Raw genomic sequence first — 24,242 nt, forward strand, 5'->3', positions numbered from 1 at the left:
TGCAGTTTAGTTTTCGGGGCTTCGCTGTTTTGTGTCGAATCGGCGGGATTGGATTGAATTCGATTCTCGGAAATTGGCAATCGATCGAGGATTCTTGGCTTCGCCTTTGTATTCGCATGTATCCGCGAAGGCTCCCGATACTTGCAGATACAAAAGTGCCCTCTCGCGACACAAACGCCATACGTTCCGGTACTCCAATGACGATGCCTGATCGGTAGTTGCCGCGGCTTCCGCCAAGGTGGCCCTGGCTGAGTTTCGGTCAATTGGTTGTATCTACAACACCGTGGGACGCATCCCTCAAAGGTCCTTGCCTCATGAACACACGACGCAGTCAGTCTTCCCCCCGCCTGCAAGCGGCACATGCCTCCACCGCACAGACGGATTCCAGCGGCGGCGATGCCGTCCGGCTCTCCCGGCGCGGCCTGCTCGTGGCGGGTGTCGCCGCCGCCTTGACGCCGAGCGCATCGGTCCTGGCCCAGTCGATGCCGGCCGCCGGCATGCCTGTCAGCAGCGCGCCCGCCGGACGGAACGGCATCAAGGCGCTGGTGTTCGACGTCTATGGCACCTGCACCGACTATTGGAGCAGCATCGTCGAGGAGGGCCGCGCGCTGAGCAAGGCGCGAGGGCTGGAAATCGACTGGCCCGCCATCGCCACCGAATGGTCGGGGCTGATGCTGGCCGGATTCAAGGCGATTTTCGATGGCCAGCGCCCGTGGCAAAACCTGGCGGCATTACGGCTCGACGCGCTGGAAAGCACGCTTCGACGGCATGGCCTGGACAGCGCGTTGCAGGCGGATCTCGAGAACCTGAACGACATCTGGCAGCGATTGCGCACCTGGCCGGATGTCATTCCCGGTTTGCGGCGCCTGCATCAGCCCTATCTGCTCGCCACCCTGTCGAACGCGGACATGGCCGACATGGCGGTGCTGGCGCGCGTGCGCGATTTCCGCTGGGATCTGGTCATGACGGCCGAACTGGCCAGGGCCGTCAAGCCGGCGCCCAAGGTGTACCAGATTGCGCCGACCTATCTCGGCCTGAAACCCGAGGAAATCATGATGGTGGCCTGCCACAAACCCGATCTCCTCGGCGCGCGCGGGCAAGGTTTGCGCACCGCCTTCATCCGCCGGCCGCTGGAGGCGGGCCCCGGCGGCAAGGTCGATACGCAGCCCGACCCTCGCTTCGACCTGGTGGCCGACAGCTTCACCGAATTGGCGGACTTGCTCGGGGCCTAGCTGCTTGAATGGTGCGCGCGGCAGGGACGGCGAGCGGTTGGCCGAGCCCTGGGCCGGAACAACAAGGCGGAGGCGTTCAGCGAGAAAAACACGGCCATGCTCGCCCCCGCCCCGCATCAAACCATTCCCGCCAGCTCGCGCAGCGTCGGCAGCAGCTCGCTCGGATCCGGCCGCCGCGTGTAGTCGGGGCTCACCTCCGCATAGGCGATCCGGCCGTCCCGCGCGATCACGTAGCGCGCCGGCATCGGCAGCGTCCAGCTCGGCTCGCCGTTGATGACGGGCAGGTCCACGCCGAAGCCGCGGTAGGCCTCGATCAACTCGTCCTGCAGGCGGAAACGGATGCCGAACGCATCCGCCGTCTTGCCGCCCTCGTCGGCGAGGATCGGGTAGCTGAGCTTGTTCTCGCGCTGCGATTTAAGGCTGTTCGGCGCGGTCTGCATCGAGATCGATACGAGGTTCGCACCCAGTGCGCGAATCTCGGCCGCCGCCGCCTCGATCGCCTGCAAGTCGATGTTGCAGTAAGGGCACCAGACGCCGCGGTAGAACGTGACCACCAGCGGCCCGCGTTCGAGCAGCGAGGCCGACGAGACCGGCTCGCCCTCGGCGCTCGCGAGCGTGAAGACGGGCGCCACGTCGCCGACCTTCAGCGAGCGCCCGGCCTGCCCCGACGCGATCAGTTCCTCGGTGGTTCGATGGAACAGCTCGACGACCTGGGCCGGCGCGACCTTGGTCTCGAAGTGCGATTTGAATGCATCCAGCTTGTCCTGCAGTTTCATGACTGACTCCCGGTTGATGCGCCGTGGATGGCGCGTGAAGTCATGGTGATTCATTCACTGGACAACCGGTAGAATGGCCAATCGACTTTCAGTTATTCGCCGAACAAATGAATGACAAGCTATCAGTGCTGCGGCTCTTCACCCGCGTCGCGCGCATGGGGAGCTTCACGAAGGCCGGCCGCGATCTCGGCATCAGCCAGCCTTCGGTGTCGCGGCAGATCTCGGAACTCGAGGCGGAAGTGGGCGCCGCACTGTTCGTCAGGAGCACGCGCGCGGTGAAGCTGACCGATACCGGCGCGGATTACCTGTCCCGTGTCGATGCCATCCTGGAAGCGCTCGACGAGGCGGACCGGGTCGCGCGCGGCACGAGCGAATTGCGGGGCCACCTGCGCATCGCGCTGTCCACCAGCTTCGGGGTGAGGGAAGTCATTCCGCGGCTCGATCGCTTCATGGCCGACCATCCTGCGCTGCGGATCGACCTGCGCATGGCCGACGATCGGCAGGACCTGATCGTCGAAGGCGTCGACCTGGCATTTCGCTTCGGAACCCTGAGCGATTCAAACGCGACCTCGCGCCTGATCGGCTGTTCGCCACGCATGCTGGTGGCGGCACCGGCCTATCTCGCGCGAGCGGGAACGCCACGCGATCCGGCGGAACTCGAGCGGCATGCCTTCGTGCTCGGCCCGTCGAGCGCGGAATCTCTGGGCGCGACCTTCCGCAAGGATGGGCAGGCCATGACGTTTCGCGCCGACGGGCGCCTCTCGACCAGCGTCAACGAAGCCGCCACCGCCGCGGCCGTGGCCGGCCTCGGCCTGCTGACGATCGGCTCGTGGGGTTGCCGCGCCGAACTCGCCGACGGGCGGCTGGTGCCGCTGCTCACCGACTGGCAGCTCGATCCCGTCGAGGTTCACGCGGTCTTTCCGGCGGGGCGGGCGGCGCGGCCCGCCGCGCGGCTGCTGGTCGATTACCTCGTCGCCGAACTCGCGCCGATTTCGACCGCGCCGCGCCGCGCGGGTTGAGGCGCGAGCCGGCGGGAACCGGCCGCGGCGCGATCATCGCCACCCGGCCGCGCCCCCCTCAGGCCAGCCCGCGCCGCCGCAGGAACAGCTTGCGCCCCAGATCGAAGGCCACCAGGTTCCCGGCCACCACCAGCACCAGCCCGATCACCGCCAGCGTCGACCAGCGATAGCCCTCGAACAGCGTCGACGCGCTCAGCGCCACGAACGGGAACAGCACCGTGCAGTAAGCCGCGCGCTCCGGCCCGATCCGGCCGACCAGCATCAGGTAGGAGGTGAAGCCGATCACCGAGCCGGGCAGCGCCAGGTAGGCCAGCGCGCCGAGATAGCGCGGCGTCATCTCGGGCACGAAGGACAGCCCCGCCACGGCCGAGCCGAGCGTGAGCACCGCGGCACCGATCAGCATCGCCCAGCTATTGGTGGTGAGCGGGTGCAGCCCCATCGCCTGCATCCGGCTCGACAGCAGGCTGCCGGTGGAGAAGCACATGGTGCCCGCGAAGGCGATCACCAGGCCGCGCCAGGTGGCCGCGTCGCCGAGATGCCCCGCCATCTGCTGATAGAACAGGCAGCCGATGCCGACCAGGCCCAGCAGCGCGCCGGCGATCGCGGTGGGCTGCAGCGGCCGGCCCAGGAAGATCCGGCCGTTGATCGCGTTCAGCAGCGGCGCGATCGAGAACACCACGGCCACCAGCCCGCTCGGCACCACGCGCTCGGCGTAGTAGAAGCACAGAAAGTTCAGACAAAAGAGCGCCACGCCCTGCGCGACCAGGAAGCGCCAGGCCTCGCGCGGCGGCCGGATCGGCCGGCGCAGCACGCGCAGCAGCAGGAACAGCACGGCCGCGGCGATCCAGAAGCGCAAGGCGATCGAGATGGGCGGCGGCACGCTGTCGAGCTGCCATTTGATGGCGATCCAGGTGGTGCCCCAGATCAGCACGGTGACGGCATAAAGCAGAAGATTCATGAGACGCGGCGGCAGGAAAAAGGTGAGGAAGCGGGAATCGGTCGATCCCCGGCAGCTACTGTGCCGCCGCCCATGCCCGGCCACTTGTCCGGAATTGCGGTCTTTCTGTGACAGCCCGGCGCGGCCGCGCGCGCGCCCCTATACTGCGCACATGAGTTCCGTCCGCCCATCCGCCCCGATCCTCGTCGAACCGCCCGCGTCCGCCTCCGAGCTGGCCGGCGCGGCGGAGCTGCCGTTCGGCCTGCAGTCGGTCTGCCGCACGCTGGCCGAGGCGGATGCCCGGCTCGAACGCTTCGCCTGGCTGGGCGACCACCTCGCGATCGCCGAATGGACGCGCGAGACCGAGATCGCCGAAACCGTCTACGAGCAGCCCGGCCATCACACGCTGTCGTGCTACCTGGCGGGCGGCTATCGCACCGAGCGGCAGCGGGTGCCCGGCTACGGCGCGCCGAGCCGGCTCTGCGCGCTGCCCGGCGACCACGAATCGCGCTGGTGGGTGCGCGGCCAGATGCATTTCATGCACCTGTACTTCCTGCCCGAGCACTTCGCGCGCCGCGCCGTGCGCGAGCTGGACCGCGAGCCGCGCGAGCTGGAACTGGCCGATCGCACCTACTTCGAGGATCAGCGCATCGTCGAGCTGTGCCACTCGCTGCTGCTGGAAAGCTGGGACGACGTCGACGGCCGCCTGCGCGCCAACGAAACCGCCCACGAGGTGCTGAGCCGGCTGCTGCGCGAGCAGAGCGTGGTGCGCAGCGGCGTGCCGCGTACCGGCGGGCTGTCGCCGACGGTGCGCCGGCGCGTGCGCGATTATGTGGACGCGAGCCTCGGGCAGTCGATCACGCTCGGCGAGCTGGCCGATCTCGCCGCGCTGTCGGAATACCATTTCGCGCGCATGTTCCGGGTCTCGTTCGGCGCGCCGCCGCATGCCTGGATCGCTGAGCAGCGGCTGGCCCGCGCCCGCGAACTGCTGCGCGGCACCGCGCTGCCGCTCGCGCAGGTCGCCGAGCAGTGCGGCTACGCGAATGCCGCGCATTTCAGCCATCGCTTCCGCGACGCGCACGGCGTGGCGCCCACCGTGTTCCGCAAGGCCCTGCTGGGCGGCGCCTGAGCCCCTGCACGGCTGGGCCGGCGCCCGCGCCGGGCGTCGACGGTTGCAGTTTTCGAGCATCTGCCTATCATCGTTACCTCGCTCAAGCTCCGATCGACGATGATTTCCCCGTTCTCCCTCCCGACCAGCGCCATGGCGCTGCCCTCGCCGCGCCCGCGCGGCCGCTCCGCCGGCCTGCCTGCGGCTTGCCGAACCAGCCGCCGCGCGCCCTCGGAGCCGCGCGCATGAACGGCCATGTCGCCTACACGCTGCTGGACCTGACCGGCACCTTCGCGTTCGCGATCAGCGGCGCCGTGGCGGCCCGCCAGCGGCGCCTCGACCTGTTCGGCGTGGCCTTCGTCACCTTCATCGTCGCCTGCGGCGGCGGCATCGTGCGCGACGTCTGCATCGGCGCCGTGCCGCCGGCCGGCCTCTCGAACTGGAGCTACCTGGCGGTGTCGCTGGTCGCCGCGGCGCTGACCATCGCCGCCTACCAGAAGGTCCGGCGGCTGCGTTATCCGGTGCTGCTGTTCGATGCGATCGGGCTCGGCATGTTTGCCGTGGCCGGCGCGCAGAAGGCGCTGGCCTACAGCGAGAGCGCCGAGGTCGCGATCCTGCTGGGCATGTTCAGCGCGGTGGGCGGCGGCGTGATCCGCGACGTGCTGCTGTCGCGCGTGCCGGCCATCCTGCAGCGCGAGATCTACGCGCTGGCCGCCCTGTTCGGCGCGACCGTCGAGGTCGTCTCGCTGCGCACCAACTGGCTGCCGACGCTCGCGCCCTGGCTTGCGATCGGCTCCTGCGTGGCGATCCGGCTGTCCTCGCTGTACTTCGGCTGGCGGCTGCCGGTGTTCGGCTCGCGGCAGACCGACGGCCGCTGAAGGCCAGCCCGGCGCCGGGCCGCCTGGCTCGACTCAAATCAGCAGGCGAGGTCGAAATGCGCCTGCGCCACCACCGCGCCGTTCACGATCAGCTCGACGCCATGGCGCCCCGCGTAATGCGTGCGCGTCGTGAAATCGCGGATCCGCTGGCTACGCACGATATCGATGCGCTGCCCCGGCGCCAGCGTCAGCTCCCTGAGCTTGAAGACCTTGTGCGCGGTGCTGCCGTTCTTCTTCACGTAGCCGATCCGGTAATCGACCACCAGCCGCTGCGCGTCCGGCGCCGTGGACACCAGCTCGGCGGCCAGCGTGACCGTCTCGCCGAGTTCGATGCGCGCCGGCGTCACCGCGAACGGCACCGCTTCGATCCGCGCCGCGCCGCTCGCGCCGAGCAGCGCCAGCGCCCGCGCGTCGCCGCGCTTGACCAGCGTGCGCAGCGCATGCCGGACGATCCAGCGCGTGCCGGCATCGTCGACGCCCCATGCCGCGGCGCGTTCCAGCACCCAATCCGGATGCAGCTTGGTGACGTCGTTCAGGTGGTTGGCCACCGAGCGGCGCACGTAGTCGCTCGGGTCGGCGCGCAGATTGTCGAGGATCGGCGCGGCCAGCGCGGGATCGGCCTCGATCTCGCGCAGCCGGAACGACCAGGGCAGGCGCGGCCGGCTGCCTTCGCTGGCCAGCCGGCGCACGGCTTGGTCCTCGTGCCGGGACCAATCGTGCAGCGTGGCCAGCGCGCGCCGCGGATCGTCGCGCAGGAATTCGCGCACCGCGAATTCCGAGGTGCCGAAGCGCGTGAAGAAGGCCAGCGCCGCCATCGAGCGATCGAAGTCGTGACGGCCGAACTGGCCGACGTAGTCGGGCGCGACCATCGCCAGGAAACCGCCGCCCAGATGCGGCGCGGCTTCGGCCAGCAGCGTCAGCACGGTGTCGTAGCCGCCCGGCAGCGCTTGCGCGCCGGCCTCGATCGCGAGGCTGGCGCGACGCACGCGCGCCATCAGCGACAGCTCGTCGAGGCCATCGAGCGCGACCGCCAGGAAGCGCCGCGTATCGAAGCTGCGTTCGATCAGTTTCAGCGTGGAGAGCAGCGAACGGAATTGCCGTTCGCCCATCGAGTCCTTGAGAAGGACCGGGGAATCGAGGGAATCAGGGGAATCGGGAGCCTGGGTGGACATGGCGCGGTGGCCGCGCGGAGGACCGCGCGCGCGTGATCGGAAAGCCCGCAGCTTCGCCGATCGCGCTGTCAGTTTTTGTCAGGAGACTGCAGGGACAGCGCCAGTTGCGCATGCAGCCCGCGCATCAGGGCCGCGCGCCGCGCCGGGTAGCGATCGAGCTCGGTGGCGGCCTGAATCCGGTCGGTGCGGAAGGTGCGGAAGGCTTCGCGCAGTTCGCACCAGGCGGCCAGCACGCGCGCGTTGTCCATGAAGCCGATCTGGACCGGCCAGACGATGCGATGCGACTGGCTGCCGGCCACGTCCACATAGACGATCTCGAGCCGCCGCTCGGCACGGATCGCCGCGCGCAGCCGGCCCAGCTCGACCACGTTGGCGGGAAACGAGGGCGCGGGCGGCCCAGGCATGGCGAGCGGCGCGTCGAGGGTCGCGCCGGCATCGGGCGGCAGCACCGCGGCGATCTTGGCCAGCGCGGCCGCCGCGGCCGTCTTCAGGATCTCGTCGCCGCGCTGGTCGACATAGTGGAGCCCCAGCACGATCGCCTCGATCTCCTCGCGCGCGAACATCAGCGGCGGCAGGAAATGGCCGGCGCGCAGCAGGTAGCCGACGCCGGCACTGCCCTCGATCGGGGCGCCCTGCGCGATCAGTTCGGCGATGTCGCGATAGATGGTGCGCTCGGACACGGCCAGCTCGGTGGCGAGCTGCGCCGCCGTGACGGGGCGGCGCCTGGCGCGCAGCAGTTCCAGCAGGTTGAGCAGACGTCCCGAACGTGACATGGCGGGCTCCCGGTGGCGTGTAGGTCGCGTTGCCGGTTGGCGGCCGGCAACGTGCCCGGGATTGTAAGGGCTCGGGGCGGGAGAGGGAGGCTGGTTAGTTGCTTTTGGTGGGAAATCCGGGTTGGTGGCCGGGTTCGTTTTTCACGATGCCGCGCGCTGGGCGGCAAGTGCTCGGGACGGGTTATCCAACCAGGCAGCGGCGTGTTTTTCTCCGTCCGGCTCGCCGCCCCAATCCCGTACCCGGGCGTGATCGTCGTCGGGGTAGTCGCCACGCTTCTGGGCCAGTATCGTTTCGGCCCAGCCGATTGGCGTTCCTTGTCGCGGTTCCGCGTAGGGATCGTCAGGGGCGATGATGGACAGGCTCGCGATCTCGTCGGGCCAGATCGGCGCGCGGCAAGTGGCGTTCGAGATCATTCGCATCAAGGTGAAGAAGAGGACGGGCGGCATCACCAGCAAGCGCATGAACGCCGGCACGTTCATGCCGAAGTCGTATAGCGAGAAGAGGAAGGATTCGCGAGGTGTTTCATGCCGGGTGTGGAACAGCATGGGTTTGGGCAGGTCCCGCGGGCCGTCGTTCATGTAGCGGCACCAATAGTTCCATTGCGCCAGCGCCAGACGGGCTTCCGTTTTTTGCCACTCGCGACCGATGGAGAATGCCCGCGTGACCTTGCCTTGTTCGTCTACCGTGTAGTGGCGGATGTGATAGTACGTGCCGTATGGCGTGATCTCGCGATGAAGGCAGAAGATCGATTCCTCCGTCCAGGGTGCTTCCCAGACGATATCGCCTTGCCCTGGCTTCGAGAAAAAACGGCGACGCCGGATCGCGTAGATCTTGCGGGTCGCGCGGTGAAGGCGGATGGGACGGTAACGCAGGCCAAAGAACAGGTTGGGGCCGAGATACCAGACAGTCGGGCCAAAAAGCAACAAGGGCAGAAACGAAAGCAATATTTCAACCATGCCGCCCCATGGATAACGAATGAAGGTCAGCCAATAAATATATGGACCCATACCCAACGACAAAAATGCCATGAGCACGCCCATGACGACCCATTGCTTATCCAGAAGAATTGGATCGATCACGTCCATGAATTTCGAATTAATACTGAATGTCGACCCCAAATCCTTGATTTCAGGCCCAACTGATTGATTAATCGAGAGCCGATGCACCTGATCCCACGCTGGAATAGCACCACCGGCACCTTTCCTGAACAGTCGCTCGTCCATGCCTTAGCGCTCCACGGCGAAATCGAAGGCCTTCAACTCCTCATCCAACGAGCGATAAGCTGGCGTTTTACTGAACTTGCAACGTGCCACCCATTCAACGATCGCTGTCGACTCCACATGAACAACCACGACGCCGATGGCAATCGAAACCACCAGAATCGGCCACAGCGGAGGCAACCATGCACCAATGAGCGGAATTGATGAAACAGCCGGAGAGAGCGCAATGTACATACCAAGAATTCCACTCGATAGATAAAGGGCCGCCACATTCTTCTCGTGATTCCTCAAGGCTCCCGGTGCCTTTCCAAACAAATCCACGCCCGAGACGAAAACACCCGCGAGCGCACCGATCCATCGCCCGGCATGCGCCGCCACTCCCGCTGTCTTCCTGTTGAACCACGCCCAATGCTTCATGATGAAATCCGAAAGCGGATGCACGGGCGCCTTGATGAACGTCTCCGAAACCGTCTCGACGATATTGCCCAGGATGGCAACCACCGAGCCGGTCAGCTTCAGCAGCGTTTCGTCGTAGTTGAAGCGATCGCTCTCATTGAAATCCGCATACGCAAACCGCAACGCAACGAGCTGAAAAATCGCGGTGGCGACGCCCTGGTGAAACTCGACCGGCGACGATGCTCCGAGCCATTTGCGCGTCACGTCCACGCCAGGCAGCTTGATGGCCTTGACTTCACTCGCCTCCAGCTTGCCCGCCCTCACCCACGCATCGGTATCGATCGCATAGGCAAACACGGCGGGATCGGAAGGCGGTGCCGCCTTGAAGACCTCACGACGGATATTGGCGGCGGCCGCCTGCCGCGCCAGGCGGTCGCCGTCCAGCGTCAAGCCCAGCGCCTCCCCCTGCTTGAGCACCCAGGTACGCATCTCGATCGGCGTGAGACCCGCGGCCTTGATCGATACGCCCGCGTGAATCGACAGCCGGATCGTCACGAAACCGGCAGCCACGCCCCTCGCCCCTTTCGCCAGCACATCGACGATCGTGTTCGCCGTGGTCACAACCAGCCGGTCCCGCAGATTTCCAGCCGTTCCGAACTGCTCGATCTTCTCGATGGACGCCTTGTAGAGGTTCAGGATGTTCTCGTACTGAATATCCGAGCCGCGCACCTGGGCATCGGCGGCCGCCATCAGCGTTTCCTGATTGAACAGGAGCGCGCGCACGTACAGGTTGCGAGTATCCGAGGCCTGGCCGTTCAACCAGTCATCCAGCACCTTCCGGCATGCTTGCGTACCGGCAGCCGCCCCGATCGATTGCGCACACGATTCGCTGTATGCGTACCCGCTGCGCAAATCCCGCATATCGTGATTACCCGTCATCCAATCGGCGAGCAAGCTGCACTTGAGCCACTCGGCATGTGCCTGCACGAGAGCCAACCACCCGGGCTTGAACGCATCGAGCGCGCGGGGATACTCGTCCTTCCGAAAACGCTCCAGCGCCTGTGTGTCGATCACGCTCACGGGCTTTCCGTCGCGGCCGATCAACGGCTTGCCGTCCGGCCCCATCCTGGCGCATGCCGCGGCCCATGCCTCGTCGGCCGCTTCCAGCTCGGCGGTCGGGATATCGTCGATTTTCCGTTGCTCGGCCCTGGCGGCCCTACCGGCGCTGCCGGTCGCGATCCACCTGCGCACGAAGCGATAGAGCCCGGCCAGGTCCGCCGCCGGCTCTCCCGGCGCGCGGACCACGGCATTGAGAGCATTGGCATCGGCGATACGTTTCGATATGCCGTAGCCAAGCCCGGCACTGGCCTTCGCATTGGCCCGAATGCCCGCCTCGGCACGCTCCAGGAGCTGCGCCGACACGTACTTCCAGTAAATCCCCGTGTCGAAACCGTTGTGCGAATCAGGGATGGTCAACTCGGCAAGATCATTCGCGATGCCGACGGGATCGTTGACGGCAATCACGAAACCCTGCTTCAGCGGCGATTCGGCCATTACCTTGGCGATGCGCGCATCCGCATGGGTTTGACGCAGACGGATGTCGTCATTGGGCGCGCAATTGCTGAAATCGAAGGCTTCCGCCATGGCGCGATGGTCCATCGCGAAATGCGAGATCCCGCCACGCACCGCCTCGAATTCCCCCGTATGGGCAGCGCCGCCGGCGATCATCGCCGACACATCGATGCACTGCATATGCAGCTTGCGCCAAGCGATATCCTCGATCTTCTTGAAGACCATATCCCGAGTCCAGCGCACATTGGACCATCCGATCCAGAGCTTCGTGGCCTCGTCGTCGCCAGGCGTGTGCTGGATGCTCACGCAGAGGCCGTAGGATTGCGGATAGTCGTCACCGAGCGGACAGAGATTCGCGGTCAGGTTGTATTTGGCGCTGTTGCAGGGCGGCGGCGCGATGCCCGGCGGAAATTTCCATAACGTGCCGTCGCCCGTCACCATGTAGGCACGCAGAAGCTTGCGCTTTTCGTCGTAGGTGTAGAGGTACCCCCCTCGCAGCGAACGCAAGGTGTATCGCGCCGTCGCGACGTCCTGCGGCGCGCGATCGTCGACTCGAAAATTTCCGGACAAGGCGGGGACCTTCGCCGCGCCGCGAGGGCAGGCGATCGCATAACGAACGGGATAGATGAGCAACGAGTCACGATCGCAGATCGGGCAGCCCTTACGTATCGACATGGGGTGTCCCTCGTGCCGGGTTGTGCGATGGCGCATCGGATTGGCCGCTGGAGGCCGGAGCGCCGCCCCACGGCGCCAAGCGTTCCCGCACCTCGAACACGCCTTCCAGGTAGTCGGCGTAGCGATCTCGCAGATAAGCAAGCGAGGCGGCCCGGTCGACCTGCAAGTCGAACTTGTCCAGGAAGAACTGCAGGCGGGAACGGTTCTCGTCGAGGATCTGCGCCCAGGTCTTCACCTGGATCGTCACGTTCGCCTTCGCGTAGATCAGGCCGGTATCGTCCTGGGCGAGTGCCTCGGCATAAGGCGCCAGTTCGTCGCCGATCACCCAGAAATTCCAGTTCACCTTCACCATCGAAAAGCGAGGGTCGCGCATCACGCTGAAGGCATAGGCCTGGATCTGCGTGATCTCCTCCGAGCCGATCTTCACCCGCGGCGCCTTCAGCTCGACGATCAGATGCGACAGGCCATTCGCGCGATGCGACCGGGTCGCCTTCGACAGCATCAGGTCGACGATGCCGCGCGTGCGCGAGACATGCCTCACCGGCGCGTCGATGACGAGATCGCGGCCCAGCCATTTCCGGTGCTCGGCAAGCACGGCCGTCAGCGATTGATCGTCGACCGACAGGCTGTACTCCTCGCCGAACAGCCAGCAGTTCTCCGCGACGATGCGATGCAGCTGCGTGCGCTCCTTCAGGCGCCGTTTCGGTTCGGGATCGAACAACAGCACTTCGAGCCCCGCGATGAAACGCAGGCGCTCGGAGACGACCCGGGTCGCGCCGACGATCGACGACAGCGAGGTATCGCGCAGCAGATGGGCAAGCTCGTCGCGCTGCGGCTTCGGCAGGCGCAGCACCTCGTCGAGGATGAGCTGCAGCGACTCGGGGCTGGTCTCGATCGCCTGCCTCAGCATGCGAAGCTGGAACGCCTTGCTGCGGCGCTGGATCGCGTCGAAGCCAGGAAGATGGCGGGCGATATGCACCGCCACGATGTCGAACACCTGCCGCTCGATCTGCTCGATCGAGGTGCCCGGCGCCTCCGGAAACGGATAGACCTGCTCGGCCTTCCATTCCTCCACCACGGCCCGCGCCTGCGCGGCCGCCTGGTCGAGGTCCTGGAATGCCTGCGGCCGGGTGCCGGCCGGATCATGCTGCGTCGTCATGCGATGCTCCCGAAATGCGACCGGCGCTGGCCGCCGGCCTGGGTGGATCAGGAATGGCATCGTCGCGTCGCCTGGAATCGGTGCCGCGCGCCCGAGCCGGCGCCACGCGTCGGACCTGGGGCCGGGACGATTCCTTGTCGCGAATAGGAAGATGGGGTTGCCGGACGAATGCCGGCATCGAGATGAACCGGGCAAGCCGGATCGCAACGATGCACCGGGTTGAAACCGAACCGGCAGCGTAACGAACCTGAAAAGAGATAGCCTTGCCGACGATCAAGCGGGAAACGTATGGCCCGCGACCTCGACGCGCATGATGAAGCGCGCCGTGCCGGGCCTACTTCGCGGCGGCCACGATCACCGCCGCCAAGCGCCGCGCCGCCGCCTCCATCACCGCCTCGTCATAGCCCCCGAAGCCGAGCACCAGCCCGGCTCGCGCCGTGCCCGGCGCATACATCGGCGACACCGGCCGCACCGCGACGCCCGCCGCCAGCGCAGCGGCCGCCACGCGGCGATCGTCGAGGCCCGGCGCGAGCCAGAGCACCAGGTGCATGCCCTGGTCGCTCGGCTCGCGCCAGGCCAGTTCGGGCGGCAAAGCCGCGTCGAGCGTCGCGATCAGCCGGGCGCGGCTCGCCGCGTAGACGCCGCGCACGCGCCGGATGTGCCGGTCGAGATGGCCCTCGCCGATGAAGGCGGCCAGCACGTGCTGGTCGACCTCGGGCGGATGGCGGTCCATCAGCACGCGCGCGCCGCGAAACGCGGCGACCAGCTCCGGCGGCACGATCGCGTAGCCGAGCCGCAGCGAGGGAAACAGGATCTTGCTGAAGGTGCCGAGATAGACCACGCGCCGCGGGTCCAGCCCCTGCATCGCCGGGAAGGGATGGCCGGCATAGCGCAGCTCGCTGTCGTAATCGTCCTCGACGATCCAGGCGTCGCGCGCGCGGGCCCAGTCGAGCAGCGCGTCGCGACGCGCCACGCTCAAGGGCATGCCGAGCGGGTACTGGTGCGAGGGCGTGACGAAGGCTGCGCGCGCCTCGGGCGCCAGGCGCAGCCCGGCATCGACGTCGAGCCCTTCCGCGTCGACCGGCACGCGCACGATGGCCTCGCGCCGCCCGGTGCTCTCGAGGATCGCGGTGATGCCGCGATAGGCCGGGTTCTCGACCCAGGCGCGCTCGCCCTCGCCGAGCAACACCTGGGTGGCCAGGTAGAGCCCCTGCTGGGTGCCGCTGGTGACGATCACCTGGGCCGCCTCGCAACGCACCGAGCGCGCGCGGCGCACGTAAGCGGCGATCGCCTCGCGCAAGGCGTCCACGCCGCGCGTGTCGCCGTAGCCCGACGGCGCGGCCGGGCCGCGAGCGCGCAGCCGGTTGCCGAGCCGCCGCCAGGCCGAATCGGGCAGCGTCGCGCCGCCCGGCACCGAGACCGCGAACGGGATCGGCGGCAAGGGCTCGAAATCGGCGGCGATCGCGGCGTACATGGCCGCCGGGCCGGGCAAGCGGCTCGGCGCGGCTGGATTCTCGCCGGTCGCGCTCGCCGCGTGGCGGCGCGAGTTGCCGGCTTTGGCGCTCTTGGCGGTTTCGGTGGCTTCGGCAGTTCCGGTGGCTCCGGTGGCTCCGGTGGCTCCGGTGGCTCCGGTGGCTCCGGTGGCTCCGGTGGCTCCGGTGGCTCCGGTGGCTCCGGTGGCTCCAGCGGTTCCAGCGGTTCCAGCGGTTCCAGCGGTTCCAGCGACTCCAACAACTCCACCAACCGCGCCTGCCCGCCCCACCCGCGAAGCCGGCTCGGCATCCCGCCCCGGCCGCGCCTCCCCGGGATGCAATCCCATCGCCGCGACAGGCAGGCTCAGCGCCGGCGCCACCCAGGTGCCGGTGCGCCCACGCGAGACCAGGAAGCCCTCGGCGACCAGTTGCTCGAAGGCCTCGATCACGGTGCCGCGCGCGAGGCCGAGCGCCGCCGCGAGCTGGCGCGTGGCCGGCAGCGGTTCGCCGGGCAGCAGGCCACCGCGCCGGATCGCGTCGCGCAAGGCCTGCGCGAGCTGGCGGCTCAGTTGGCCGGCCGCGCGGTCTAGCGGGCCGAGCGCGGGAATGGCAGGCGACCGGGCGGTACGAGCCATCGATTCTGGTCCATTGAAATAACGGGAAACTGGCTCTTTATCCTGAGCCAGACAGCCAGCAGAATACGCGAATTCGACTACCGGGCGCCGCGCCGGCCAACCGACGCGCCGCCGCCCGCCCCACCCGGAGCCGCCATGTACCTGCCCGCCCATTTCAACGAAGCCCGCCCCGAGGTGCTGCACGCGCTGATCGCCGCCCACCCGTTCGGCACGCTGGTCACGCACGGCGCCGACGGGCTCGACGCGAACCACCTCCCGTTCGAGCTCGATCCGGCGGCCGGCAGCCTGGGCGTGCTGCATGCCCACGTGTCGCGCGCCAACCCGGTCTGGCGGCAGGTCGCGAACGGCGATCCGGTGCTGGCGATATTCCGCGCGATGGACGCCTACATCTCGCCTAACTGGTACCCGAGCAAGCACGAGGCGCACCGGCAGGTGCCGACCTGGAACTACGCGGTCGCGCACGCGCATGGCCGGATCACGGTGCGCGACGACGAACGCTACGTGCGCGGCGTGGTGGCGAAGCTGACGCGCCGCCACGAGGCCACGCAGCCGGTGCCCTGGAAGATGGGCGATGCGCCGGCCGACTATCTCGACGAGATGCTGAAGGCCATCGTCGGCATCGAGATCGAGATCACGCGCTTCGAAGGCAAGCTCAAGCTGGGCCAGAACAAGGCCGCGCGCGACGTGCAGGGCGCGGCCGAGGGCCTGCGCGGGCAGGGGCGGCATGACATCGCCGAGGCCATGCTGGCGGGCGGGCTGGGCGAGCCGAAGGCCTGAGAGCGCAAAAGCGCCCGAACTCGCGACCCCCGCGATTACACAACGGGCTAGGCGCCGACGCCAAGCCGGCGCGGCGGAACCGCCGGATATCCGGCGCCAGGGAAATACATATCGACGGCCGCCCGGCCGTCGCGCCCGCCGCGGCCAGGGTCGGATGCCCCGCCCCGCAATCGTTCGCGCCCCGCGGGGCTTCCATTACAATGCACGGCGTTTCCGTCCGTCGAACTTCGACGCTTACCGTATTCAGGGGCTTTCATGATCATCAAACCGCGCGTGCGTGGCTTCATCTGCGTGACCACTCATCCTGTCGGCTGTGAAGCGAACGTCAAGGAACAGATCGACTACGTCGTCAAGCAAGACCCGATCGCCAACGGTCCCAAGAAGGTACTGGTGATCGGCTCGTCGACCGGCTACGGCCTCGCCGCGCGCATCTCGGCCGCCTTCGGCTCGCAGGCCGACACGCTGGGCGTGTGCTTCGAGCGCCCCGGCAGCGAGACCAAGCCCGGCACGGCCGGCTGGTACAACAGCGCCGCCTTCGAGAAGTTCGCCAAGGCCGAGGGCCGCTACGCCCGGACCATCAACGGCGACGCCTTCTCCGACGAGGTCAAGCGCGTCACCATCGACACCATCAAGGCCGATCTCGGCCAGGTCGACCTGGTGGTCTACAGCCTGGCCTCGCCGCGCCGCACGCATCCGAAGACGGGCGTGGTGCACAACTCCACGCTCAAGCCGATCGGCAAGAGCGTGGCCTTCCGCGGCCTCGACACCGACAAGGAAGTGATCAAGGACACCGTCCTGGAGCCGGCCTCGCAGGAAGAGATCGACAACACCGTGGCGGTGATGGGCGGCGAGGACTGGCAGATGTGGATCGACGCGCTGAACCAGGCCGGCGTGCTGGCCCCGGGCGCGAAAACCACCGCCTTCACCTACCTCGGCGAGCAGATCACGCACGACATCTATTGGAACGGCTCGATCGGCGCGGCCAAGAAGGATCTCGACAAGACCGTGATCGGGCTGCGCGAGACGCTTTCCGCCAGCGGCGGCGATGCGCGCGTGGCAGTGCTGAAGGCGGTCGTCACGCAAGCCAGCTCGGCGATCCCGATGATGCCGCTGTACCTCTCCCTGCTGTTCAAGGTGATGAAGGAAACCGGCACGCACGAAGGCTGCATCGAGCAGGTCTATGGGCTGCTGCACGACACGATGTATGGCTCGACGCCGCATATCGACGAAGACGGCCGCCTGCGCGCCGACTACAAGGAACTCGATCCGCAGGTGCAGGGCAAGGTGCAGGCGCTGTGGAACCAGGTCACCAACGAGAACCTCTACGAGCTGACCGATTTCGCCGGCTACAAGCACGAGTTCCTGCGCCTGTTCGGCTTCGAGATCGCCGGTGTCGACTACGACGCCGACGTCAATCCCGACGTGGCGATTCCGGGGCTGATCTCGGTCGGCCTGTAACGGTCAGGGCGGGATCGGGCGCGCGGGCCGTCCAGGCCGCGCGTCCCGCATCGCGGGCCGGTCGCGAAGGCGTGTATCACACGCGCCTCGCGACCGGCCCGTTTCTTTTGCGCGCTTGGGCACGAGCCGAGGCCGGCACCCGGCTCGCCCGCGCTCAGGCCAGCGTGCGCAGCGTCGGCTCGCGATCGAAGAAGCGCTGCCCCGCCGCCTTCACGAAGGCATCGCCGAGCCCCGTCACGCCCGCGTCGGCCTGCACGCCGGCCCGATCCAGCAAGGGCTGCGCGCCGGGCGTATGCCCGATCGCCTTCAGGTGCGCATAGGCGTCGAGCACGAAGGCGATCGCCGCCGAATCGGCCGCCAGCCGCTCGGCCGCGTCCTTCGCCAGCACCAGCGCCACCGCGTCGACCAGCACCGAGGGCGAGCCGGCCAGTTGCCCGTCGGCCGTCAGCGTGCCGCCCTTCACGGCGATGCCACCGACCTTCGGCGCGATCAGCATCGCGCGGCCGCCTCCCTTCTCGATCGCCGCCACCAGCTTGTCGATCTCCGCCTTGTCCGAGCCTTCGTCGAACAGGATGCCGACCTTGCGGCCCTGCACGGTGTGCTTCGCATTGCCGACGATCGACAGCGCCGGCGAAGGCTTCATGTCGATCGGCTCGCGCGCGGGCAGCGCGGCCGGCGGCAGCGCGATCGCGAGGCCGTCGGCGACGCGCTGCGCCAGCGATTCGTCGACGTTGCGCAGCCTCGACACCATGCGCGAGCGCACCGCCTCGAGCGACACCTTCGACAGCTCGAACACGAAGGCCGAGGCCAGGTGCGCCTGCTCGATCGGCTGCAGCGAGCGGAAAAAGAGCCGCGCCTGGCTGTAGTGGTCGGCGAACAGCTCGGCGCGCACGCGCAGCTTCTCCGAGGGATCGTTGCGCTCGGCATTGGCCTCGAAGGTGCTGAAGCCCTCGGCCGGCGCCTCGCGCGGCCCGCCCGGCTCGCCCGCGTCGGCCAGCGAGTTCGGCTCGTAGTTCGCGCGGCCTTCCGGCACCTGGGTCTGCATCATCCCGTCGCGCTGCATGTTGTGGAACGGGCAGCGCGGCGCGTTGATCGGGATCTGGTGGAAGTTGGTGGTGCCCAGCCGCGACTTCTGCGTGTCCAGGTAGCTGAACAGGCGTCCCTGCAGCAGCGGGTCGTTGGTGAAATCGACGCCCGGCACCACGTTCGAGGGCAGGAAGGCGGCCTGCTCGGTCTCGGCGAAGAAGTTCTTCGCATTGGCGTTCAGCGTAAGCCGGCCGATCGGCTCGACCGGGATCTCCTCCTCGGGAATCAGCTTGGTGGCGTCGAGCACGTCGTAGGGCTGCTTCGCGGCCCAGGCCTCGTCGAACACCTGGATGCCGAGATCCCATTCGGGAAAATCGCCGGCCTCGATCGCCTCGTACAGGTCGCGGCGATGATAGTCCGGGTCGGCGCCGGCGATCTTCACCGCCTCGTCCCAGATGGTCGACTGCACGCCGAGCACCGGCTTCCAGTGGAACTTCACGTACTTGCCCTGGCCCTTCGCGTTGACGAAGCGGAAGGTATGCACGCCGAAGCCCTGCATCATGCGCAGCGAGCGCGGGATCGCGCGATCCGACATCGCCCACATCAGCATGTGGGTGCTTTCGGGCATCAGGCTCGCGAAATCCCAGAAGGTGTCGTGCGCGGAAGCCGCCTGCGGGTAACCGCGATCGGCCTCCATCTTCACGCTGTGGATCAGGTCGGGGAACTTGATCGCGTCCTGGATGAAGAACACCGGGATGTTGTTGCCGACCAGGTCCCAGTTGCCTTCCTGCGTATAGAACTTGACGGCGAAGCCGCGCACGTCGCGCGGCGTGTCGACCGAGCCCGCGCCGCCGGCCACGGTCGAGAAGCGCACGAACACCGGCACCTCGTCGCCGACCTTCTGGAACAGGCTGGCGCGCGTGAGCTCGGGAATCGCCCTGGTGCAGCGGAACACGCCGTGCGCGCCGCTGCCGCGCGCGTGCACGATGCGCTCGGGAATCCGTTCGTGGTCGAAGTGGAAGATCTTTTCGCGCAGCACGAAGTCTTCCAGCAGCGTCGGGCCGCGTTCGCCGGCGCGCAGGCTGTTCTGGTTGTCCGAAACGGGGACGCCGAAATTGGTGGTCAGCACCTCGGGATCGTGCTTGCCCTGGCCCGTGTGCTGCTGATGCGTTTCGCCGCCCTTGCCGATGACGGTGCCGGCATCCTGGGGCGTTTTCGATTTGGCCATGTGTTTCCTCCGCGGCGGGTTGTGGGGTTGGGGCCTGCGATGCGCGCCGAGGCACGAGGCCGCGAGGCGGCGAACATGGCGGGGCGCGATCGGGCCGGAATCGCATCGGGCGCGGCGGCGTGCAAAAACTACACGGCCGTGCCCGACAGGGACCGGCGGCGGCGCCCGCCGCGCCGTGCCGGCGCGGGCGGCGCGGCAAGGCTCGGCGAGGCGCGGCGGCACATCGGTGCCGCGCGTGCCGCGAGTCGTCGGCAAGGCAGGCGCAAGATGCGAACCCGGCGCGCGGAGGGAGGAGGGAAGCGATGGCGCCGTGCCGGGCACGAGCCCGGCACGAGGCGGAGAAGCGGGGAAGAAGCGAGGGAAACGCGGCGGAGAAGCCGGAGGAACGCGGAAGGGGATGCGGCGGCGTTCAGCGCCGCAGATGAGCGTCGACCAGCGGCGCCAGCGAGGCCGCATGCACGCGGGCCAGATCGTGCCGGCCGCCCGGTACCACGTGCAGGGCCGAATCGGGCAGCAGGCCGTGCAGCCGCTCGCCGACGGCGACGGGGCTGTAAGGATCGTCGTCGCCCCAGATCAGCAGGGACGGCTGCGAGACGGCCGGCAAGTGCTCGCCGAGCTCACCCCGGCTGGCGACGAACCAATCCGGCAGATGCCCGTTGTTCGCGAGGAAATCGGCGCGCCAATCCCGCGCGCCCAGGGCGGCCATGTCGAGGCCGCCCGAGCTCACGCACAGCACCAGGTGCGTGACCCGCTCGGGCCGGGCGAGCGCGGCGCGCACCGCCAGCACGCCGCCCATCGATTGCGCGATCAGCGCGGTGGGGCCCTCGATGCGTGCCAGCACGCGCTCCAGCAGGTCGTCGAGATCGCGGATCGATGGATCGGCGGGCTCGCCGCCGAAGCCGGGATAGGCGAGGATCTCGCGCTCGGCCGTGGTTTCGAGGCGATCGGCCAGCGGCCGCCAGAAACCGGTATCGCCCGAGGCGCCCGGCAGGAACAGCAAGGTGGATGGAGTCGGCATGGGTCTCTCTCGGTGATGATTCGGCGCTAAACGGCAGGTATCGGCATGCCGCGCGACGAAAGCTCAATCAATGCGCCATGCCGCTCAGCGTGCCGAGATGCCGTTCACGGTCAAAAGCCTCGTTCACGTCGCAATACCTGCCGGTCGACTGTGTGCGCTTGACCAGCTTGAAGTACAGCGGCGGCCAGCCGATCGTGCCGTCGTCGTTGCGCGTCAGCACATACTCGCTGAAACGCACCGTCTCCGAAGCCGCGTAGTTGTCGCCCATCTCGCGCGTCGCCACGATCAGCCGCATCGGCTGCCCCGCCGCCGCCTTCAGCAGGCGGAAATCCTGCAGCAGGCAGTCCGCGCCGCCGCTCACGGTCAGCGTGTCGATTTCGTCGTCGTCGGCGCCCTTGGCCCGGGCCTTGCCCGGCGCGCCGTATAGCGGCACCAGGTTCCACTGGCCGCCATTGGCCTTGTCGACGAAGTGGAAGCTGATCATGTCGAAGCCATGCGCGTTGTAGTTCTCGCGCCAGCTGCGTATCACGTAGCCGTCGTTGCCGTCGAACGAGACGCGCGTCATGCCGTTGGCGACCGGCACCACCCGCGACAGCTCGCGGCCGGCCAGCGCCAGGCCGGCACCCGCGCCGAGCACGGCGAGCGCCACGATGCCGGCGATCCAGCGTTTCTTCATGCGAAGTCCTGAACAGATCGAGGTGCGCCACGCGCCCTGCGGCCGGCGCTCGCGCATCGAGAAAAAATGGGAAGCGCGGAGCTTGCAGGCGGCCGCCGGCCTTGTCAATCGAGGCCGGCGATAGGCGCCGCGAAGCGCAACGATCACCCCCATTGCGCCGCATCGCGTCGACAATCCACCCCACGTCAGATGCAACGCGCGGGAAACCGGCAAAGCACTTCAGGCCGGCGCTCATAACCAAAGCGCAAATCGATGGTTTCGCGAGACCGGGGCCGCCGATTAGATTGCTGCTGATCCGGCTCGATCGCAGCCGGTTCCGACGTTCTCCCGACCTGACTCGTGCCTCGATGACGCCCCGCTCCCGCCTTCGCCCTATTCGTCCCGTTCGTGCCCTTCGTACCACCCGCCGCCGCTTCCGCGTCGATTTCGCCGCCCGCTTGTCGTCCGTGGCCGCGGCCGCCGCGCTGGCCGTGCCGCTGGCCCTGCCGGCGCCGTCCGCGCAAGCCCAGGCCGCGCCCGACAACGCGCCGGTGCCCTCGCTGAAGGGCAAGCGGATCGGCATCACGGCCGCCGGCACCGACCATTACTGGGACCTGAAGGCCTACCAGGGCGCCATCGACGAGATCAAGCGCCTCGGCGGCACGCCGATCGCGCTCGACGCGGGCCGCAACGACAACCGCCAGATCGCCCAGATCCAGACGCTGATCGCGCAGAAGCCCGACGCGATCATCGAGCAGCTCGGCACCGCCTCGGTGCTCGAACCCTGGCTGCAGAAGATCCGCCAGGCCGGCATCCCGCTGTTCACGATCGACACCGCCTCGCCGGCCAGCATCAACGACACCACCTCGGACAACTTCTTCATCGGCGAGCAACTGGCGCTGAAGCTGGTCAACGACATCCACGGCGAGGGCAACATCCTGGTGTTCAACGGCTTCTACGGCGTGCCGGTCTGCGCGATCCGCTACGACCAGTTGAAGGCGGTGCTGAAGTACTACCCGAAGGTCCACATCATCGAGCCCGAGCTGCGCGACGTGATCCCGAACACGGTGCAGAACGCCTATGCGCAGGTCAGCCAGTTGCTGACCAAGTACCCGAAGGGGCAGATCTCGGCGATCTGGTCGGCCTGGGATGTGCCGCAGGTGGGCGCCACGCAGGCCGTGGACGCCGCGCATCGCGGCGAGATCCGCACCTACGCGGTGGACGGCAGCCCCGACGTGGTGGCGCTGGTCAAGGATCCGAAGTCGAGCGCGGGCGCGGTGGTGGCGCAGCAGCCGGCGCTGATCGGCAAGACCGCCGCCGACAACGTGGCGCGCTACCTGGCGGGCGACCGCTCGCTGCCGCCTTATACCTACGTGCCCTCGCTGCTGGTGACCAAGGACAATGCCGGCTCGCTGCAGCAAACGCTCGGCCAGGCCCAGCCCGTTGCGGCTGCAACGAAATGAGCGGGCCGGCCAGCACGCCGCCCGCGCTGGCGCTGCGCGGCATCGTCAAGCGCTTCGACGGCGTGCCGGCCCTGCGCGGCGCCTCGCTGACGGTGCCGCGCGGCACCGTGCATGGCCTGATCGGCCAGAACGGCGCGGGCAAGTCCACCCTGATCAAGATCCTGGCCGGCATCCATGAGGCCGATGCGGGGAGCATCGAGGTGGATGGGCTCGCGCGACGCGGCGCGGCCGGGATCGGCTTCATCCACCAGGAACGCCTGCTCGCGCCGACGCTGACGGTGGCCGAGGCGCTGTGGCTGGGCCGCGAACCGGCCTTCGGGCCGCGCGCGGCCGGCTCGCTGCGCCTGCTCGACCGGCGGCGGATGCGGCGCGCGGCGCTCGACGCGCTCGATGCGCATTTCGGCGTGACGCTGCCGCCCGACCGGCTGATCGGCGAACTGAGCGTGGCCGAGCAGCAACTGGTGCAGATCACGCGCGTGCTGGTGGAGCAGCCCGCCATCCTGGTGTTCGACGAGCCCACCGCCGCGCTGGTGAACCGCGAGGTGGAGCGCCTGCTGCGCACCATCGAGCATCTGCGCGAGCGCGGCCAGACCATTCTCTATGTCTCGCACTACCTCAACGAGATCGCCCAGGTTTGCGACGGCGTGACGGTGCTGCGCGACGGCGCCGACGTGGCCCACTTCGATGCGCGCGCAAGCTCGGTGGAGGCCATGGTGGCCGCGATGATCGGGGAGGACGCGCCGTCGGGCGCGCAGGCCGAGCCGCGCCGGATCGGCCCCGCGAGCCTGCGCGGGAGGGGGTGGTCGGGGCCGGGCCGCTTCGAGGACGTGTCGTTCTCAGTGGGCCGCGGGGAAATCGTCGGCGTGACGGGCCTGCTCGGCTCGGGCGGCAAGCCGCTGGTGCGCAGCCTGTTCGGGCTCGAACGCGGCGTGAGCGGCGGCCTCGCGCTCGACGGCCGCACGCTGCGCCTGCGCTCGCCGCGCGACGCTGTGCGCCAGGGCATCGCCTTCGTGCCGGAGGACCGTCGCGCCCACGGCGTGGCGCCCGCGTTGTCGGTGCGCGAGAACATCTCGCTGGCCAGCCTCGGGCGCGTGAGTCGCTTCGGCCTGGTGGCCCGCGCGCGGGAAACCGGCATCGTGGCGGGCCTGATCGAGGCGCTGGCGATCCGCGCGCCCGGCAGCGACGCGCCGGTGCGCCAGCTCTCGGGCGGCAACCAGCAGAAGGTCGCGCTCGCCAAGTGGCTGAGCCGCGCCTCGCATGTCTATCTGCTCGACGAGCCGACCATCGGCGTCGACATCGGCGCGAAGCACGAGATCTACCGGCTGCTCGAGCGCCTCGCGCGCGAGGGCGCCAGCGTGCTGCTGTTCTCGAGCGACCTGATCGAGCTGCTCGGCATCACCGACCGCGTGCTGGTGATGGCGCGCGGCCGCCTGGTTCGCGAACTCGTCACGCGCGACACCGACCGCCACGAACTGCTCGCCTGGGCCACCGGCGCGCGCGGCGGCGATGCCTTCGAGCGCGGCCAGGCACGCAGCGAGGCGGCGGCATGAGCAAGGTCCTCGACGCCCGGCCCGACGCGACCGCCGGCGGCG

Annotated in this window: 19 protein-coding genes; 8 read left to right on the forward strand and 11 right to left on the reverse strand. The window is 68.2% G+C overall.

Going from position 1 to position 24,242, the window contains the following annotated elements; translation table 11 throughout:
- Positions 1-314 precede the first annotated feature (314 nt).
- The gene (locus F3J18_RS08680) at positions 315-1,232 is read left to right on the forward strand and encodes a haloacid dehalogenase type II (RefSeq protein WP_240154617.1); all 918 of its coding nucleotides are present in this window, start codon (positions 315-317) and stop codon (positions 1,230-1,232) included.
- Positions 1,233-1,348: 116 nt separating this feature from the next.
- On the opposite strand, the gene F3J18_RS08685 is transcribed toward F3J18_RS08680, so the two are convergent.
- Positions 1,349-2,008 (reverse strand): peroxiredoxin-like family protein, encoded by a 660-nt coding sequence (locus F3J18_RS08685; RefSeq protein WP_166912557.1) that lies wholly within the window; start codon positions 2,006-2,008, stop codon positions 1,349-1,351.
- A 107-nt stretch (positions 2,009-2,115) separates the two neighbouring features.
- On the opposite strand from F3J18_RS08685, the gene F3J18_RS08690 reads away from it, so the two are divergent.
- Complete coding sequence (locus tag F3J18_RS08690) at positions 2,116-3,027, forward strand: LysR family transcriptional regulator (RefSeq protein WP_166912559.1); 912 nt, start codon at positions 2,116-2,118, stop codon at positions 3,025-3,027.
- A 58-nt stretch (positions 3,028-3,085) separates the two neighbouring features.
- Here F3J18_RS08690 and F3J18_RS08695 read toward each other — a convergent pair whose 3' ends face one another.
- Positions 3,086-3,985, reverse strand: coding sequence for an EamA family transporter (locus F3J18_RS08695; protein ID WP_046575017.1), 900 nt, complete (start codon positions 3,983-3,985; stop codon positions 3,086-3,088).
- 151 nt (positions 3,986-4,136) lie between these two features.
- Here F3J18_RS08695 and F3J18_RS08700 point away from each other — a divergent pair, with 151 nt between their 5' ends.
- Both F3J18_RS08700 and F3J18_RS08705 read left to right on the forward strand, forming a co-directional pair.
- A complete protein-coding gene (locus F3J18_RS08700; RefSeq protein ID WP_025102216.1) occupies positions 4,137-5,093 on the forward strand; it encodes an AraC family transcriptional regulator in 957 nt (318 codons plus the stop codon).
- Positions 5,094-5,317: 224 nt separating this feature from the next.
- A complete protein-coding gene (locus F3J18_RS08705) occupies positions 5,318-5,950 on the forward strand; it encodes a trimeric intracellular cation channel family protein (RefSeq protein WP_166912560.1) in 633 nt (210 codons plus the stop codon).
- A gap of 38 nt (positions 5,951-5,988) precedes the next feature.
- Here F3J18_RS08705 and F3J18_RS08710 read toward each other — a convergent pair whose 3' ends face one another.
- The 6 genes from F3J18_RS08710 to F3J18_RS08735 form a co-directional block, all read right to left on the reverse strand.
- Entirely contained in the window at positions 5,989-7,122 is a 1,134-nt protein-coding gene (locus F3J18_RS08710; RefSeq protein ID WP_240156372.1) for a DNA alkylation repair protein, read from the reverse strand.
- Positions 7,123-7,190: 68 nt separating this feature from the next.
- Entirely contained in the window at positions 7,191-7,895 is a 705-nt protein-coding gene (locus tag F3J18_RS08715) for a YafY family protein (protein WP_025102219.1), read from the reverse strand.
- A gap of 141 nt (positions 7,896-8,036) precedes the next feature.
- Positions 8,037-9,119: a DUF6708 domain-containing protein gene (locus tag F3J18_RS08720; RefSeq protein ID WP_166912561.1), complete on the reverse strand. Its 1,083-nt coding sequence runs from the start codon at positions 9,117-9,119 to the stop codon at positions 8,037-8,039.
- Positions 9,120-9,122: 3 nt separating this feature from the next.
- Positions 9,123-11,759, reverse strand: a complete 2,637-nt coding sequence (locus F3J18_RS08725) for a T6SS effector BTH_I2691 family protein (protein ID WP_166912562.1) — start codon at positions 11,757-11,759, stop codon at positions 9,123-9,125.
- A complete protein-coding gene (locus tag F3J18_RS08730) occupies positions 11,746-12,918 on the reverse strand; it encodes a type I restriction enzyme HsdR N-terminal domain-containing protein (RefSeq protein ID WP_166912563.1) in 1,173 nt (390 codons plus the stop codon). Before F3J18_RS08730 ends, F3J18_RS08725 begins: the two co-directional genes overlap by 14 nt.
- 334 nt (positions 12,919-13,252) lie before the next feature.
- Positions 13,253-15,025, reverse strand: coding sequence for a PLP-dependent aminotransferase family protein (locus F3J18_RS08735; protein WP_166912564.1), 1,773 nt, complete (start codon positions 15,023-15,025; stop codon positions 13,253-13,255).
- Positions 15,026-15,160: 135 nt separating this feature from the next.
- Here F3J18_RS08735 and F3J18_RS08740 point away from each other — a divergent pair, with 135 nt between their 5' ends.
- Positions 15,161-15,802, forward strand: coding sequence for an FMN-binding negative transcriptional regulator (locus F3J18_RS08740; RefSeq protein WP_166912565.1), 642 nt, complete (start codon positions 15,161-15,163; stop codon positions 15,800-15,802).
- Positions 15,803-16,057: 255 nt separating this feature from the next.
- Positions 16,058-17,260, forward strand: coding sequence for an enoyl-ACP reductase FabV (gene fabV, locus F3J18_RS08745; RefSeq protein WP_166912566.1), 1,203 nt, complete (start codon positions 16,058-16,060; stop codon positions 17,258-17,260).
- 154 nt (positions 17,261-17,414) lie between these two features.
- Here the strand turns inward: fabV and F3J18_RS08750 are convergent, their stop codons facing one another.
- The 3 genes from F3J18_RS08750 to F3J18_RS08760 all read right to left on the reverse strand — a co-directional run bounded on the left by F3J18_RS08750 (position 17,415) and on the right by F3J18_RS08760 (position 21,208).
- Positions 17,415-19,514: a catalase gene (locus F3J18_RS08750; RefSeq protein ID WP_166912567.1), complete on the reverse strand. Its 2,100-nt coding sequence runs from the start codon at positions 19,512-19,514 to the stop codon at positions 17,415-17,417.
- Between the two features lie 409 nt (positions 19,515-19,923).
- Positions 19,924-20,532 carry an alpha/beta fold hydrolase gene (locus tag F3J18_RS08755; RefSeq protein ID WP_166912568.1) on the reverse strand — a complete coding sequence of 203 codons (609 nt, stop codon included), beginning with the start codon at positions 20,530-20,532 and terminating at the stop codon, positions 19,924-19,926.
- 67 nt (positions 20,533-20,599) lie between these two features.
- On the reverse strand, positions 20,600-21,208 hold the full coding sequence (locus F3J18_RS08760) for a hypothetical protein (protein WP_166912569.1): 609 nt from the start codon (positions 21,206-21,208) through the stop codon (positions 20,600-20,602).
- A 437-nt stretch (positions 21,209-21,645) separates the two neighbouring features.
- On the opposite strand from F3J18_RS08760, the gene F3J18_RS08765 reads away from it, so the two are divergent.
- Both F3J18_RS08765 and F3J18_RS08770 read left to right on the forward strand, forming a co-directional pair.
- Positions 21,646-22,650 (forward strand): sugar ABC transporter substrate-binding protein, encoded by a 1,005-nt coding sequence (locus F3J18_RS08765; protein ID WP_025100758.1) that lies wholly within the window; start codon positions 21,646-21,648, stop codon positions 22,648-22,650.
- Positions 22,647-24,200 (forward strand): sugar ABC transporter ATP-binding protein, encoded by a 1,554-nt coding sequence (locus F3J18_RS08770; RefSeq protein WP_166912570.1) that lies wholly within the window; start codon positions 22,647-22,649, stop codon positions 24,198-24,200. The genes F3J18_RS08765 and F3J18_RS08770 overlap by 4 nt, the downstream gene beginning before the upstream one ends.
- Positions 24,201-24,242: the final 42 nt, after the last annotated feature.

Origin of the sequence: Burkholderia sp. Ax-1720 (genome assembly GCF_011753035.1) — a bacterium.
Lineage (GTDB): Bacteria > Pseudomonadota > Gammaproteobacteria > Burkholderiales > Burkholderiaceae > Burkholderia > Burkholderia gladioli.